The organism is Dactylosporangium sp. CA-152071 (assembly GCF_050936335.1).
GTDB classification, from domain to species: Bacteria; Actinomycetota; Actinomycetes; order Mycobacteriales; family Micromonosporaceae; genus Dactylosporangium; species Dactylosporangium maewongense.
In genome coordinates this window covers 7,041,427-7,055,870 of the sequence record NZ_JBNJMZ010000001.1, presented here as the reverse complement: position 1 = coordinate 7,055,870, position 14,444 = coordinate 7,041,427, and the positions used below count along the sequence as shown (strand labels likewise).

General features: G+C 72.3%; 11 protein-coding genes and 1 tRNA gene. 3 read left to right on the top strand and 9 right to left on the bottom strand.

What is annotated here, in order from left to right:
• Window positions 1-5 precede the first annotated feature (5 nt).
• Window positions 6-1,328, top strand: coding sequence for a helix-turn-helix domain-containing protein (locus ACQEVZ_RS31755; protein ID WP_433373270.1), 1,323 nt, complete (start codon window positions 6-8; stop codon window positions 1,326-1,328).
• Here ACQEVZ_RS31755 and ACQEVZ_RS31750 read toward each other — a convergent pair.
• The 8 genes from ACQEVZ_RS31750 to ACQEVZ_RS31715 form a co-directional block, all read right to left on the bottom strand.
• Window positions 1,325-3,001, bottom strand: coding sequence for a hypothetical protein (locus ACQEVZ_RS31750; protein ID WP_433373267.1), 1,677 nt, complete (start codon window positions 2,999-3,001; stop codon window positions 1,325-1,327). The two genes, ACQEVZ_RS31755 and ACQEVZ_RS31750, sit on opposite strands and share 4 nt — an antisense overlap.
• A gap of 11 nt (window positions 3,002-3,012) precedes the next feature.
• Complete coding sequence (locus ACQEVZ_RS31745) at window positions 3,013-3,924, bottom strand: protein phosphatase 2C domain-containing protein (protein WP_433373264.1); 912 nt, start codon at window positions 3,922-3,924, stop codon at window positions 3,013-3,015.
• Window positions 3,924-4,601 carry a vWA domain-containing protein gene (locus ACQEVZ_RS31740; RefSeq protein ID WP_433373261.1) on the bottom strand — a complete coding sequence of 226 codons (678 nt, stop codon included), beginning with the start codon at window positions 4,599-4,601 and terminating at the stop codon, window positions 3,924-3,926. The genes ACQEVZ_RS31745 and ACQEVZ_RS31740 overlap by 1 nt, the downstream gene beginning before the upstream one ends.
• A gap of 16 nt (window positions 4,602-4,617) precedes the next feature.
• Complete coding sequence (locus tag ACQEVZ_RS31735; RefSeq protein WP_433373258.1) at window positions 4,618-6,324, bottom strand: hypothetical protein; 1,707 nt, start codon at window positions 6,322-6,324, stop codon at window positions 4,618-4,620.
• Window positions 6,321-8,597 (bottom strand): hypothetical protein, encoded by a 2,277-nt coding sequence (locus ACQEVZ_RS31730; protein WP_433373255.1) that lies wholly within the window; start codon window positions 8,595-8,597, stop codon window positions 6,321-6,323. Before ACQEVZ_RS31730 ends, ACQEVZ_RS31735 begins: the two co-directional genes overlap by 4 nt.
• Window positions 8,597-9,766 carry a TIR domain-containing protein gene (locus ACQEVZ_RS31725; protein ID WP_433373252.1) on the bottom strand — a complete coding sequence of 390 codons (1,170 nt, stop codon included), beginning with the start codon at window positions 9,764-9,766 and terminating at the stop codon, window positions 8,597-8,599. Before ACQEVZ_RS31725 ends, ACQEVZ_RS31730 begins: the two co-directional genes overlap by 1 nt.
• Before the next feature lie 215 nt (window positions 9,767-9,981).
• A complete protein-coding gene (locus ACQEVZ_RS31720) occupies window positions 9,982-11,034 on the bottom strand; it encodes a hypothetical protein (protein WP_433373249.1) in 1,053 nt (350 codons plus the stop codon).
• Between the two features lie 470 nt (window positions 11,035-11,504).
• A tRNA-Met gene (locus ACQEVZ_RS31715) sits at window positions 11,505-11,578 on the bottom strand.
• A 101-nt stretch (window positions 11,579-11,679) separates the two neighbouring features.
• Here ACQEVZ_RS31715 and ACQEVZ_RS31710 point away from each other — a divergent pair.
• Together ACQEVZ_RS31710 and ACQEVZ_RS31705 are read left to right on the top strand one after the other, a co-directional pair.
• Window positions 11,680-12,240: a SigE family RNA polymerase sigma factor gene (locus tag ACQEVZ_RS31710; protein ID WP_433373246.1), complete on the top strand. Its 561-nt coding sequence runs from the start codon at window positions 11,680-11,682 to the stop codon at window positions 12,238-12,240.
• Window positions 12,156-13,019, top strand: coding sequence for a hypothetical protein (locus tag ACQEVZ_RS31705; protein ID WP_433373243.1), 864 nt, complete (start codon window positions 12,156-12,158; stop codon window positions 13,017-13,019). Before ACQEVZ_RS31710 ends, ACQEVZ_RS31705 begins: the two co-directional genes overlap by 85 nt.
• Before the next feature lie 72 nt (window positions 13,020-13,091).
• Here the strand turns inward: ACQEVZ_RS31705 and ACQEVZ_RS31700 are convergent, their stop codons facing one another.
• Window positions 13,092-14,441, bottom strand: coding sequence for an FAD-binding oxidoreductase (locus ACQEVZ_RS31700; RefSeq protein ID WP_344501681.1), 1,350 nt, complete (start codon window positions 14,439-14,441; stop codon window positions 13,092-13,094).
• Between the last annotated feature and the right edge of the window lie 3 nt (window positions 14,442-14,444).

The following is a 14,444-nucleotide window of genomic DNA, read 5'->3' as shown; positions in this document are numbered from 1 at the left end:
TTCGGATGGAGGCGATGGGCTCGCTGAACCCCCGATTCGGCGCCGAGCTGCGCCGGCGGCGCGAGGATGCCGGCTGGTCACTCAGCCGGTTCGCGGCGAAAGTGCACTACACCAAGGGGTACCTCAGCAAGGTCGAGACCGGGCAGCGGCCCGTCAACGTCGAGTTCGCCCGGCGCTGCGACGCGGCGCTCGAGTGTGAGGGTGAGCTCGCCGCGCTGGTCGAGCCGGTGGTCGCCGGTGCGCCCGCGCCGCCGGCGGCCGAGGGTGACGGCGTGTGGGTCCTGACCATGGACGCGCTCGGCGGCGGCGGGTTCGCGGTGGCGAGCCGTCGTGGGCTGCTGCGCTGGGCGGCGTCCGCGATGTTGCCGCCGGGGCTCCGGCGCATCGTCGCCCCGGAGCCCGGGCCGGCGCACGGCGCGGACCGGTCGGCGCTGGAAGGCTTCCGGGCGATGTTCGAGCAGGTGCGCGCGCTGGGGCAGCACGCCGACTCCGAGATCCTGCTGCCGATCCTCGTGGCGCAGACCAACGCGCTGCGGGTGCTCGGCGTTCGTCTGTCCGGACGGGAGCGCGACGATGCCTGGCTCCTCGGGTCCCGCTACGCGGAGTACCTCGGCTGGATGGCGCAGGAGAGCGGGCGCGACCAGGAGGCGGCATGGTGGACCGGCCAGGCGGTCGAATTCGCCCGCAACGGCAACGATCGCGAGATGGCCGCGTACGCCCAGGTGCGCCGAGCCCTGATCACGATGTACCAGGGAGACGCGGCCGCGACGATCGCGCTGGCCCGGCAGGCGCGCGAGACGCCGTGCCGGCCGAGGATTCGAGGGCTGGCGGCCCAACGGGAGGCCCAGGGCCACGCCCTCGCCGGGGACCACCGGGCCTGCCTGCACGCCCTGGACGCGGCGCGCGAGCTGCTCGCGTCCGACCCCGGCGATGACGGGCCGGTGCTCGGCAGCAGCAACGTGCCCGATGTCGTGGCCATGTCGACCGGCTGGGCGCTGCTGGACCTCGGCCGCCCGGGGCCCGCGGCGGAGACCATCCGCGGCCAGTTGGCCCTCGTCCCGCCGGGTGCGCGGCGGACGCGCGCCCGGTACGGCACCCGGCTGGCCCGGGCCCTGGCCGTGTCGGGCCAGCTCGACGAGGCCTGTGTCGTGGCCGGCCAGGCCCTCGACGACTACGACCGGCTCGGCTCGGCGACGATCCGCGCCGACCTGCGCGAGCTGGCCCGGACGCTGCGCCGCTGGCCCAGCCACCGGGACGCCCGCGTGGTGAGCCGTCGGCTCACCACGGCGCTGTGGTCTCCGGACGGATCGGCGCCGGGCGCGGCCTAGCCCGACGGGCAGGGGGCATGGGTGCCTTTCGTCTTCTTGTAAATGCGGTAGCCCGTCGCATCGCCGCTCAGCGAGTAGGTGTTGTCCCAGCGCAGGCACGTCTCATTTTCGCTGCCCTTTGGACCGAAGCCGGCGTTCTGCCGGCTCCGGAAGGTGATCCGCGCCAGCACGCCCGCCCCGCCGGGCTGGACGCTCCACAGGACGACATCATCGTCGGTCGTCGTCGTCATGCCGTCGATGAACGACGATCGCTCCTTGAGGTTGTCTGCGTGCACGATGCCGCCGGCCGGGTCGTAGGCCGCGAGCGCGGCGTCCCAGTCGCGGTTGTTGATGCCGGTGAAGTACTGGTCGAACATGCGCCCCACGGCGACGGCGGTCCCGTCTGCCCGGGCGGGCAGCGTGACGATGCCGACGGCGGAGGGCGCGACGGGCACCGCCGGCGCGGTGGTCGTCTGCGTCCGCGTCGGATAGGCCGTCGGCTCGTCCTCGCCCGCGCCGCTGTCGAACGGCGCGGAGCCGGACGAGGTGCCGCTGCGGTCCGCGGGCCGCTCGTGATCCTTGTTGGCGACGAACCCGATGATGCAGATCACGACGACCAGCACCAGGGCGAACACGGCCCACTGCCGCATCGTCAGCGGTCGTGGAGCGCCGCCCGGCCGGACCGGCGGGGCGGGTGTGAGAGGGACGGCCGGCGGCGGCACGGGCGCGGTGACCGGTGCCGGCGGCGCGGTGGCCGGTGCCGGCGGCGCGGTGGCCGGGGCCGGCGGCGCGGTGGCCGGGGCCGGCGGCGCGGTGGCCGGGGCCGGCGGCGCGGGCATCACCACCGCTGTCGAGGCGCCCGGCTTCGCCGCCTCGATGGCGTCGATCCACTCGTCCCAGCCAGGGCGTTCGTCCGGGGCCAGCTGAGCCTGCCGGGCCAGGTCGGCCAGGGCCGGGAACCCGGGGCGCAGCTCCTCGGGATCGCGCAACGACTGGTCCGAACACAGCACCCGGATCACCATGAGCCCGAACTTGAACCGGTCGCCGGCCTTCGTCCCCACCGGCTCGCCGGACGGCAACTGCCAGTCCGGGGTCTCTACCGGCGGCAGAGGCGAGCGGCCACGCACGGTCATCGCATCGCAGTCGAGCAGGAAGCAGCGCCAGTGGAACGCGGTGAACAGGAAGTTCCGCGGCGAGAGGTCACCCACGACGACGTCGTCGGCGTGCAGCGCGAGCAGCATCCTGGCCGCGTCCAGCAGCAGGTTCAGCCGCAGGCTGGGCGATGTCAGCAGGTTGATCCGGTTGGTGTACTCGGGCGGGTTGAGCAGGTAGTCCAGCCGGACCGGCGTCAGCGTGCCGGCGCTGTTGGGCAGGTGGAGGTTGCCCCAGAACACCTCGGGCGCCTGCGGCATCAGGAAGCCACACACTGTGTCGTGCTCGTCGCGCACGAGTGCGACGGGCCACGCCAGCTGCGTCTCCAGCAACGCCCGGAAGCCGGGTCCGGCGTGACCCGGATGCGCGATCATGTCTGCCAGCACATCGTGCTCAAGCTCGCGCAGCACGCCGGGCTCGTACCGTTTGAACGCCATCGGCCCGGGAAACGCGCCCGGCACCCGGACCTGCGTGACCACGCCCTGGCCGCCGTCGCCGAGGAGGCCGACCGGCTCCAGGTCGGCCAGCCGCACGGACGTCACGGCCGAGCTGCTCATCGCGGCCGCCCGGGCCGCGACCAGACTGCGACCAGCGTCCGGTCGTCGTCGAAGGTCTCCCGTGAGAAGCCGGCGACGTGCGCGAAGCCGAGCATCGGCGGCGGCTCGGCCAGGGTGTGCGCCAGCAGCGAGCCGACCAGCCCGGTGCCGTCACCGAGCGGGTCGCCGATGCCGTCGGTGCCGACCAGCAGCACACCCGACGGCGGCAGCGGCACCTCCTCGGCGCGCAGCGTAACGGGCACCCTCGGCAGCGGCTCGACCGCGGAGCTCAGCGGCCCGCCGCCGCCGTGCTTGACCCGCAGGATCGGCCGGAAGACGCCGTCCTGCAGCAACCAGGCCCCCGAATCGCCGACCTGCACCACGCTGACCACCGGGCCGGCGGGGCCGGGCCGGACGCCGCCGGCGACCAGCGTGGTCGCGAGCCGCCGCTCCACATCGGCCGGCGTCTCGCCGGCACGCAGCCCGTGATCGCGGTCGCGCAGCATCGCGCGGGCGGCGGCCGCGACCACCCCGGCCCAGTCGACGGTCCCGGACTCGTCGAGCATCCGCCACGCCGCGGACAGCGCGCATGACGCGGCGATTCTCGCCCCGATGTCCGCGAGCGGCGCCGACGAGACGCCGTCCGCCACCGCGAACAACACCGTGCCGGTCGGTGGGTGCAGCGTGATCTCGGCGTGGTCCTGCCGCGGCCGGCCGGCGTGGCGGTGGGCGTCGCCTCTGATGCTGGCCAGGCGCACCGTGAAGTCCGGGGTCGACCAGCCGTCGCAGATGGTGTCCGGGGGGACGCGCCCCACACTGGGCCGGGGTTCGAACACCATCGAGCCGCGGTCGACCACGATCGGGTCCCACTGCCCGCGCCGCGGGGGGTTGTGCACCCGCGGCTCGTCGATCTCCTGCGGGGTCGTCATCACACCACGTCGATCACGAGGCGGAAGCCCTCCGGCGGGTTCATGACCAGCTCGGGCGAGTCCGTGGCCAGCGTCCGGCCGGACTTCACCACGCTCTTGGTGAGCTCCACGCAGAACTTCGCGACCGATGCCCCGACGTCGGTGCTGGAGGCGGCGATGAAGGCATACCGCGGCTCGGTCGCGACGGACAGGATGGTCTCCGCGTCGGCGTCGCCGATGCCGCAGGCGATGATGTTCGGCGCGGCGGGGGTGCGGGCGCGGTCGACGAGCCGGGCATGGATCGGCTCCCAGGCCCGGCCGTCGGTGGGTTCGCCGTCGCTGAGGAAGTAGACGGCCGGCCGGTGCACCTGGTAGCCGCCTCGCTTGAGCTTCTTGACGTCGTCCGGGATCCGCCGCTCCAGCTCCGCGAAGGCGGCGGCATAGCTGGTCCGGCCGCGCTTGGCCAGCCGTGGTAGGTCCGTCAGCGTACGGATGTCGGCGAGGTCCAGCCGCAGCACCGCGTCGTCGGAGAAGCCGATGACCGACAGCCGTACCTTCGCCGCCGCCATCGGTTCCGCCAGCAGCGCCGCGTGCAGTGCGTTGAGGCCGGCCTCCAGCTCGGCGATGTTGGAGCCCATCGACATGGACTCGTCGACGAGCAGGTAGATGGGCAGCAGTTGGCCCCGGATGTCCGGCATGGAGTGATAAGCCTCTCTACCTCGGATCGAGATCGGGTTCGGTGGCGGGCACGAAGCCCGCGGGACCGCGGAAGTTCGCGGCCTGGTCGCCGTCGAGCACGGCCTGCCCGTACCGGAGGATGTGGTCGCGGGCGAAGGCAAAGAAGTAGTTGACCGCGGCCGTCGCGCTGCCCGCCGGCGCCACGAACGCCAGCTCCGGGCGGGTCGCCAGCCGGCGCATCGTCGGGGCGGCGGCGGCACCCAGGCCGCAGGCGACGACGTCGGGCGCGAACCGCTGCACGGCGCGGTCGACCAGCGCTCGGTGCGCGTCCGGCCAGAACGTCGGATCGGCGGGCTCGCTCAGGCTCAGCAGCAGCACCTGCGGCCGCCGCGTGCTCGGGGTCTCCTGCTTCAGCGCGAGCATGTCAGTGTCGAGATGCTCGGTCAGCCAGGTGAAGGCCGGGGCCAGCCGGGACCGGCCGGCCGCCGCGGCGATACGCGGCAGCATCGCGCCCGGCCGCCGGCGGCTGAGGGGCGACACCAGGGCGAGGCCGTCGCCGCACCCGAGCAGCCCGAGCCGGACCACCGCGGCGATCCGCGGGTCCGCGGCGACGGCCTCGCTGAGGTCCGCGAGCCCGTCCCTGATCAGCGACAGCGAGCCGTTGGCACCGAACGGGACGTCGACGAGGACGTACACCGGAATGACGCCGGGCAGCGCAGGCTCGTCCGGCGGACGCGGCGACGGGACGCCTGACACGGCGGCCGACGGCGGAAGCGGCTCGTCCCAATCGTCGTCGGCCGGTGCCGGCGCGAGCGACGCGACCGGCTGCATGACCGGTGTAAGGGCCTCGCGGCGCATCTTCTCGACGTCCACGGCCTGCAGGAGCTTCTGCTCGACCATGAACCGGAGGCGCTCCTCGGCGCGGGCCCGCTCGGCGTCGTCCCGCTCGATCTGCGCGGCCTGCAGCTCGGCCAGCATCTTGAGGGTCTCGAGCGTGTCGCCCGGGTTGCGCTCGAGATGCAGCATGACCATGTCCTGGATGTTCATCGGCCGTCCCTGCAGGGCGATCCGCTCGCGCTCGTTCCGGTCGAGCTCATGCATCTGCCGCACGACGTCCAGCTCGTTGGTGCGGTTGGTCGTGTCCCGGTCGGTGTCGTGGCGGGCCGCGCCGAGGGTGTTCTCCCGCCGGGCCGTCTCGATCGCCCGCAGGTGTTCCTGCGCGGCCTGATCGGGCGCGAGCCGGGCCCGGCACAGGAACAGGTCGATGCAGCCGCCGATCTTGGTGACCCCGCGGAACTGCTTGTTGACGGCCTCCTGGGCCGCCTGCGCCTTCTCGATCGGGAATCGCTCGGTGATATCCGCCACGGCGTGGATGAGGAAGGTCGACACCACCCCGAGCCCGTCGCGGATGTCGTTCAGGACCACGTCCTTGACGCGGCTGGGGTCGACCCGGAACCCGATCGTGAGCGCCGCCTGGAAGTAGTAGACGCCGCCCTGGGCCGGTGGCGGCATGGTGCGCAGCTCGATGTTGTGGGTGTGGCTGCTCAGGTCGACCTCATAGCGGGTCCGGACACGCCCGTTGAGGTTGTTCGGGCGGCGCCCGGGGCCGGCGGCATGGGGCACATAGAGGTTGCCGTCAGCCAGGCCGTACACGACGGCGACGTTCGGCGTGACGGCGCGCTGCAGGCTCTGCAGCCGTCCGACCGGCTCGGCGCTGAGCAGCAGCGGAACTTGGTTGGTCATGCGACGGCCCTTCCGGGATAGACGGGTGCGGTGAGTGCCCCGATCGCGCTCGCGATCTGCGGTAGCGGCACAAGTTCGTCCTCGCTGTTCCACTGCCACGCGAGACGCTGGATGATCCTGCCGGCCCGGGCGTCGTGCTTGAGCACCGAACGCGCCAGCTTGGTGAGCGCGTCGCGGAGCGACGGGTTGCTCTCGGCCATCGCGGCCCAGCTGCGCAGCACGCGGTGTGCGAACTCGGACCGGGGACCACCGGCGGTCAGGACCCAGACCAGCATCTGCACCAGGCGCCGGCGCAGCTCCCCGGACGAGCCGGCCAGCCGCAGCAGCGTGGGCCACGCCGAGACACCCTCGCCGTCGGGGACGTCGTTCTGCAGATCGCTGGCCACGAAGACGAACATCCACTGGCCGGCCTCCGCGCGCCGCTCGTCGTTGGCGCAGCGCTCGATCATGGCGTACAGCCGGGGCATCAGCTGCTCCTGGTAGTCGTCCTCCTCGGCCAGCAGCCAGGTCACGCCGCGCGCGATCATGAGCCGGACCCAGAGGTCGTCGACCATCGCGAGGCGATACAGCATGTCGAACGCCACCGTGGGGTCGGCAGCACCGAGGCCGGTGCCGTGGGCCAGCGCCGCGGTCGACTGCAGGAGCGGCTTCTCGCGGTTGCCGTACCAGCCCGCCACGAGGGCTGTGACGTGCGGCCGCAGCGTCTCCTGGCGCGCGGCGACGCCCAGCGCGGCCGCCACGGCCTCCCGGTAGCGGAAGTTGTCGTGGCCGGCCCAGGTGTTGAACACGTGCCGGCACAGGTAGTCGAACGAGAGCACCGCCAGGTGCCCGAGCGCCTGGCTGGCGAAGACCCGGACCGTGTCGCTCCCGGTGGCCACGAGACCGTCGAGCCAGCTGATCAGATCGTTCTGGATCTGGTACCCGTGCCAAGCCCGCTCCAGTACCCGCTGCGCGTAGGTGCGGTCGATGAACTCGACCGCCATCGTCGGCACGCTCCCCGGCACCTCCTCGACGATCCGGGCCTGCAGCCGCTTCAGCAGCTGCGCGCGGCCGAAGCGGAACACGTCGCGCCGGTGCACCTGCTGGATGTCCGCGTTTCCGGAGTGGATGACCGTGTCGCCTTTGACCAGCAGGTCGCGTAGGTCGTGGGCGGCGGCGGACATCTCGTCGTACGACAGTCCGTGCAGCACGGCGAGCGCGATGGCGAACGAGCGCAGCTCGACGTCGCGCAGGTTCTCGAACCAGCCGTCGAACTCGTCGACCCGGCTCTGCAGCACCCGGGCCCGGACGCGGTCCACGTCGATCCGGCCGTCCTCGTCCTGGCAGCGGCTGAGGTGCAGCGCCAGGGTGGCGGCCGTCTCGCAGGTGGCGGTCTCGGTGAGCTGCTCCGCCACGAGGGCCCGGATGTCGGCAGACCCGAGAATCTCCGCGGCCCGGGTTTCGTCGAGCCGGTACTCCAGGTGCCTGAGCAGCACGTGGTGGCGTTCGGGGGCGGCGGGCAGCGTCACCTGGTACCGCAGCAGGTCACCCTTCGGCAGAGCGGCATCGGTCTCGACGGTGACGACCAGACGCGCGTCGGCCTCCTGGAGCGCTGCCTCAAGGCTCAGAAAGGCGTGTTCGTGCAGGCTGGCCAGGTCGTCGGGGTCGGTGAGCAGGAACGCCGAGCCCGGCGGGATCCGCTGGCCGGTGATCCGGTCGGCGAGCCGGGTCAGGTCGACCTGCGGCCGCAGCAGGTAGATGCCGGTGGCGCGGACGGTCTGCAGCAGCCGGATCGCCATGGTGGTGCGACCGTGCCCCCGGGTGCCCCGCAGCAGGGCCGTTCGCGTGTCACGGAACTCGAGGCGGAGGGTCTCCCACTCGGCGGGCGGAACGAACGCGTACTGCGCGAAATCCACCTCCGTCGGCGACATCGGCTGCAGGGTCACAGTCGTCTCGCTGCCGGTGAGATTGATGATGATCTTGTCACCCGCGACCCGGTCCCCGCCGTAGATCTCGCGGGCCCGCCGGACATAGCCATTACGTTTGGTGGCCAGGCCGGGCTGGGCGGTGGCGCCCGACTCCGCCGCCGGGTCCGGCGCCGCCTCCCCGTCGGCGCCGGACCCGCCCCCTGGTTTGGCATCGGGGTCGCCGGACTGTTTGGCCGCGTCGCCGCCCTTGTTCGCCGGCGCCGCGCCGGCGTTGTCGGGCGGCGCCGAAGGTGCGGCGGCATCGGCCGCCGGAGCCGGCGCGGCGTCAGCCGCCGGAGTGGCCGCGGCCGGGGCCGGCGCATCCATCAGCGACTCCCGTAGTGATGGTGGACGCCGCCCTCGATCCGGTCGCCCCCGTACTGGTCGCCGACCTTGCTGTCGCGAATGTTGAACACCACCGAGCGTGACGTGGCCGCGGCGGATGCCACCGGTCGCGCGTCTTCGGCCGGGGCCGGCGGTTTCCGGAGTCCGGGCGGCGCCGGGTAACCAGGAAGGTGAACCCAGCACCGGCCGTCGTCGGCGGGCAGATACGTCGACGAGTCGATCCACTTCGGGTTGTCCAGGACCATGGCGGCATGACCGGCCGGCGACAGCACGACGGCGACGCGGGCCTTGGTCGCCTGGTCGAGGATCGAGTCCAGCACGGGCTGGGACAGCAGCCGGACGGCGGCGTCGGCAGCGTCCGGGCCGGGGCCACCGAGCCGCCCGCACTCCACGGCCAGCCTGACCCGGTGCACGCCACCGTGGTCGAGCATCGTCCGCAGGTTGTCCGCGAAGCGGGTGATCACGCGCACCGGAGACGTCGTGGCGGGGACGAACACCCGTGCGCCGCCCAGCTGGTCCTCGATGACGCAGCCGTCGAGCCGGGCGTCCAGTGCCGCCCGCTCCACGGCCGTCCGCACCTCGGCGACCGCCGCGGCGCGCTGGTCGTCCGTGGTGGTCCGGTCGAAACGGTCGATGCCGACCAGCGCCACCGTGCCGTCGCGCCCCACCGGCTCCGGCCGGGCTTCCACCCCGAGCAGGGTGAGCACCTTGTCGACCACGCGCTGGACGTCGTACTCGCCGCGGCGGCTGGAGATCCGGTCGTACTGACGATCGGCCAGCCCCGCGATGTCCGGCGGCAGATGGTCGGCCCGCAGGAGCGGCCGCTCCGTTTTGTCGCCGACGAGCACGGGCACGACGGTGATGTTCCGGCCGAGGCAGAACGCGATCTCCTGGCGCACGAAATCGTCGGGGTTGTCGTAGGGTCGCTGTCCGTCCGGTCCCGGCGCATCCCATTTCGGTCCGATGATGGCGAGCAATACCTCACACCGGGACAGGCTGCCCCACAATTCGGTTTGCCACTCGCGGCCGATTTCGATCGACCGGGTGTCGCGAAACACCGCCGATTCGCCGAGTTGTTCACACAGGAGCCGATCGATCAGTTGAGCGACGAACGGCTCGTCCCTGGTCTGGTAATTCACGAAAACGCGCATGATGATTCGTCACATCCGAGCCAGGCGTGGGAGAAGCGGTGACCTGCGATGAGTGAGGCCAGCCTGCCAGCAACTCAGATCCGGGAACAAGTGGATATGCGTGCCGAACATCAATAGACAACAGGAAACACCTGGCCCGGTTTTGCCCGAGCCGGCCGACCGATCAGCGGCACCCGCCAACTGATCGGCTTCACTCGATCGAGTGAAGCCGGATGCTACGGCCCGGCCGGCGGCAGGGCTGAGGTATTGACGACGTCGCGGTCGCGCAGCTTGCGGTACACCGACTCGGAGGTGAATCCGCCGATGAAGCCGACCGCCAGGACGAAGAAGGTCAGGCTGCGGGTGCCGGGCGCGGTGAACAGGCTTGGGTTCGTGGCCAGCTGGGCCGCGATGAACAGCAGGAACGCCACGGTCCCGGCCGCCGAGCCCAGGGCGGCGGCGCGCAGCCACTGCATCGCCCCGTCGTAGACGTTGCGCACGACGGCACCCCACGTCGAGGCCAGCAGCGGCGCGGCGACCAGCACGGCGACGTTCTGCCAGGTGCCGGCCGGAACGGCGTAGGCGACCGGGATCGTCAGCAGCGTGAGCACCAGCAGCGCCATGGCGGCGGTGAGGCCCACGGCGGTGCGGCGGCTCGCGGCCCGGCGATCGTGCTCGAGCGCGGCCGCCCGCCCCCGGGTCTGCCGGTGCTGCCCGAGGAGAACCGCGACGACCTCGGCTGCCCGATGCTCGGCCGGGCCGGCGGCCAGGACCGCGATGTCCTCCTCGGCCGCGACGCCGGTTGCCGCGAGACGCCGCCAGACGCGTTCGGCGGCCCCACCGAACGTCGCCACAGGCGCGACGGCGATGCCGCGCGACAGCGCGATCAGCCCGGCGGTGAAGGTGGAACGACCGCCCCCGACGAGCAGGACGGCATCGACCTCCAGCAGGGTCCGGCAGAACGCGACCTCCCAATCTCCGGTCGGATCGGGTGCCGCCAGGAACACCTGTGGATGAGCGTTCCGCTCTGGAAACGCGCCATCCGAGCCGAAGCGCCCACGAACCAGAATCGAGTGTTTCCCGGCACTTCCGGATTCGACATAACCAGCGACGACGGCACCTTCGATATAGCCCGGATCACTGGAGAACACGGCGATTCGGCATCCCGCGGCCGCCAGTTCCCGCCCCATGGCCCGGGCCGCCTGCAACACGGCTTCACGATTGCGCACCTCCGGCTCGTACGAGCGGCTCGCATCTGCACTTCCCACGATCGCCACCACCGGCTGCATTCGCCAAATATACGGGCATCAAGCAAATACTGGAGCAGCCGAATCGTTCAACTCCCCGAGCAGGCGCGAGAAGCGACTTCCGCTCGGCGGTGCTGTCCACGGCCAGTGCAATTGGCGCCGATCGTGGGTTTGCAGAGGGCGAAGCTCCCCCTGTCCTGCAGTCCGCAAGCGAAGCGACGCGGACAACCCGACGACCACCCCGACGTGTCCGCAAGTAGTGCAACCACCGACGGTGTTGAGGGGGCGAGGGTGGAGCGAAGCTCCCCCTGTCCTGCAGCCCGCAAGCGAAGCGACGCGGACAACCCGACGACCACCCCGACGTGTCCGCAAGTAGTGCAACCACCGACGGTGTTGAGGGGGCGAGGGTGGAGCGAAGCTCCCCCTGTGGGGAGCGAGCTCCGCTCGCGCGGGGAATGCGGAAACCTGAACGGCAAGCGGCCCCCGCCGCGAAGCAGGGGCCGCCAAGGTTGTAGCGGGGACAGGATTTGAACCTGCGACCTCTGGGTTATGAGCCCAGCGAGCTACCGAGCTGCTCCACCCCGCGTCGGTTTCTCAACCTTACCTGAGGGGTGCGACGGGATTTTCAGCGGGGCGGCTCAACCTTCCGGGGGCGGGGTCGTCATGACCGCGACGAAAGGAGAGCCTGTGTTCTGGAGACGCGGCTTCGACGGGCTGGACGCCCTCGTCGCGGAGCGTGGCGGTGCCTTGCTCGCCACGGCGGTGCTGCTCACGGGCAGCAGGGTGGCGGGCGAGGACCTGCTGCAGGGGGCGCTGGAGCGGTTGATGCGCTCGTGGGGACGGGTGCGTGAGGACCCCGAACGGTATCTACGGCGCACGATGTACCACCTGGCCGTCGACCAGTGGCGGGTGCGGCGGCGGCCGGAGGTGGCGCTGGTCGCGGAGCCGCCGGGGGAGCCGGACGGTGCGGACGCCGTGGCGCTGCGGCAGGCGTTGATGCAGGCGCTCGCCCAGTTGCCGCCGCGGCAGCGGGCCGTGCTGGTGCTGCGGTACTGGGAGCAGCTCAGCGAGGCCGAGGCCGCCGACGTGCTCGGCTGTTCGGTCGGCACGGTCAAGTCCACCGCCTCGCGGGGTCTGTCCCGCCTGCGCAGCTCGCGGCCGGTATGCGGGCGCAGGTCGCCGGGATCACCGGCGGCGGCGACGTCCTGGCGCGGGCGACGAGAAGGCACCGGCGGCGCGCCGCGGTGATCCGCACGGGGTACGCGTTGGGCGTCGCCGGGCTCGCCGGTGTGCTGGCCGTGGGCCTGACGACCGGCGCGGGCGGTGGCAAGGAGGAGAAGCGGCAGCCGCCGGTCGTGCAGGCGGAGCCGCCGGCGTCCCTCAAGTTGCAGACGGCGGCCGCGGCCAGCGACAACATCAGCTACCGGATGAAGCTGACGATGCGCAGCGCGGACGGGCGCACGGTCATCGAGTCGGAGGGGGCGTTCGACCCGATGACCGCCACCGGCTACGTCCGCCGCCCGCAGGACGACTCGGTGACGGTGGAGCTGCTCATCGACGGGGTGCGGTACATGGGCGCCGAACCGCCCCTCGGGCCGCTGCCGCCGGACAAGACGCCGGGCGGCGAGGTGTACGGGCGCTACGGCCAGTATCCGGGCAGGTTCGACCGCCTGTCCCTGGCCGGCAACGGCATGGGGGCTCTCGGCTCGACCGGGCCGGACCCGGCGACGCTGTTCAAGGCGCTCCAGCAGGTGAACGCGACGGTCACGCAGTACCCCGACGGGACGCTGCACTTCGAGTACTCGACCCACGGCATCCCGGCTGATCCGACCCTGGAGACGAGGGTCTCCGGCGACGTCATCCTCAACGCCGACGGGCGGATCGCGAAGGTGACGATGCAGGACTGGTGGCAGTCGACGATCAAGAGGACCGTCGCGTCCGGCCAGTTCTTCGCCACGCTGGAGCTGTCCGACTACGGCGTCCCCGTCCACGTGGACCGCCCCAAGGACGTCGTCCCGGCGAACTGACCGTGCCCGGTGGTGCTCCCCCGCATGGGAGCACCACCGTTCACCGAACGGACCCCGGAGACGGGCCGGGCTTTATCCGACCAGGGCCTGGCCGCTGGAGAAGACGTTCGTCGGGTCGTAGGAGCGCTTGATGCGCAGCAGCCGGTCCCGGTCGGCGGTCGCCCAGTTGGCCAGGAGCGCCTCCGGGGCGGCGTGGCCGGAGAAGTTCATGAGGCCGCCCGGCATCGTCTCCACGGCGAGCAGCCGGTCGGTGACCTCGTCGACGACCGGCGCCAGCTCGGGCAGCCCGGGCCCGATGGCGAACAGCGAGTACTGCGCGCCACGGCCGCTCACGGCGTTGGGGGTGGCGGGCGTCCGCGCGAACGCGCCGCCGAGGTGCCGGATCTCCACCATCATCAGCGGTACGTCCACCTGGGGCCCGGCGACCTCCAGCACATGGTCGACGGTCTGCGCGGTCAGCTCACCCAGCAGCACGCCGCGATCGCGGGACGGGAGCGGGTCGACCGGGTCCTGGTGCACGGAGTCGACGGCCGAGTACGGCCGCCATGACACGTCGTCGACGAGCGCGGGCGCCGCGGCGCGCATCGGGGCGAGGAGCGCCTCGCCGTCCTCGGCCGTGCCGAGGTACGCCACCCGCAGGTGCGCCACGTACGCGCCGCGCAGCGGCTCGGGCAGCAGCGGCAGCGGAGGCAGCCGCAGCAGGGCAACCGACGTGCTCATCTCCTCCGGCAGCCCGGCCACCCACGCCCGGTAGGCGTGCAGGACCTCGGCGGCGTGGCTGCCCGGGAAGTGGATGCCGCCGCCGAAGAACCCGGCGACCTCGAACAGCCCGAACTCGATCTCGGTCACGATGCCGAAGTTGCCCTTGCCGCCGCGGACCGCCCAGAACAGATCGGCCTCGTGGTCGGCGTCGACGGTACGCAGCGCGCCGTCGGCGGTGACGATCTCGATGGAGCGGACGTGGTCGGCGGCGAAGCCGTACCGGCGGCCGAGGGGGCCGGCGCCGCCGCCGAGCGTGTAGCCGACGACACCGACGTGCGTCGACGAGCCGTTCAGCGGTGCGAGGCCGTGTGCCGCGGCCGCCTCGACGACCTGCGACCAGCGCGCGCCGGCGGCGGCGCGGGCGGTGCGCGTCACCGGGTCGACGGAGACGGCGGTCATCCGGCCGGTGGTGACGAGCAGGCCGCCGGTCACCGGGCGCACCGCGCCGTGCCCGGTCGCCTGGACCGCGACCGGCATGCCGTGGGTGCCGGCCCAGCGCACCGCCGCCGCGACGTCCTGCGCGCCGGTGGCGCCGACGACGACGTGCGGCTCGTGGTGGATGGCGACGTTCCAGGACGCGACCTCGGCCGCGTAGCCCTCGTCGCCGGGAACAAAGACGGGCCCGGCCGTGACCGGGAGATCAGTCAGTGCGATGGTCATGCC